Source organism: Serratia sp. 506_PEND, from assembly GCF_001076875.1.
GTDB classification, from domain to species: domain Bacteria; phylum Pseudomonadota; class Gammaproteobacteria; order Enterobacterales; family Enterobacteriaceae; genus Serratia; species Serratia marcescens.
In genome coordinates, this window is the sequence record NZ_JVEL01000485.1 from 1 (window position 1) to 574 (window position 574).

At 65.0% G+C, this 574-nt stretch carries 2 protein-coding genes; one reads left to right on the forward strand and one right to left on the reverse strand.

Translation table 11 applies throughout. The features are described 5' to 3' along the window. The coding region (locus tag ADK28_RS19580) for a YdgH/BhsA/McbA-like domain containing protein (protein WP_048796442.1) at positions 1-193 on the forward strand (193 nt) is incomplete at its 5' end. A 41-nt stretch (positions 194-234) separates the two neighbouring features. Here ADK28_RS19580 and ADK28_RS19585 read toward each other — a convergent pair. Further along, positions 235-474 carry a FeoC-like transcriptional regulator gene (locus ADK28_RS19585; RefSeq protein WP_033639206.1) on the reverse strand — a complete coding sequence of 80 codons (240 nt, stop codon included), beginning with the start codon at positions 472-474 and terminating at the stop codon, positions 235-237. Positions 475-574 lie beyond the last annotated feature (100 nt).

Below are 574 nucleotides of genomic sequence, written 5' to 3' on the forward strand. Positions count from 1 at the left end.
TGTCACTGTTTCGTATTTTCAGTGGCGCGCTACAACCGTCACCACGACGGCGGAAACCACGTCGCCGATGGACGCCAAGGAAGAGCTGTCCAAACTGGCGGACGAAAAGGGCGGTCAATACTACGTGATCCTGGCGGGCCGCGAACACGGTAAATTCAGCGCCATCGCCGAAGTTTACAAAGACAAGCAATAAGCCTTGAACGGCAAGGGGCGCCGCTGCGGCGCCCCTGATCGTCAGGCCTTCAGCCGGTAGAACACCGTGCTGCATCCCTGGCCCTGCGGGCAGCTTTTGCAACTGCCGCTCAGACAGGCGCCGCCATCCTGTTCGATACGTTCCACTTTCCCCATCGCCGTCAAACGATCCAGCATCGCCTGCACCAGCGGCAGCGGCGTCGCCAGCGATTGGCTGAGCTGCTGCGCCTGGGCGCTGCCGCGCAGCGCCAGCGCATCGCGCACCTGCAGCAGCCCGGCCATCAGTGACAGCTCCCTTTGGCGCTCTGGCAACAGGCCGCCGGCGTGGCGTTGCCCAGGCGCACCGTGACGCGGCTGCGCGCCCGGCGCAGGCCGAACAGCA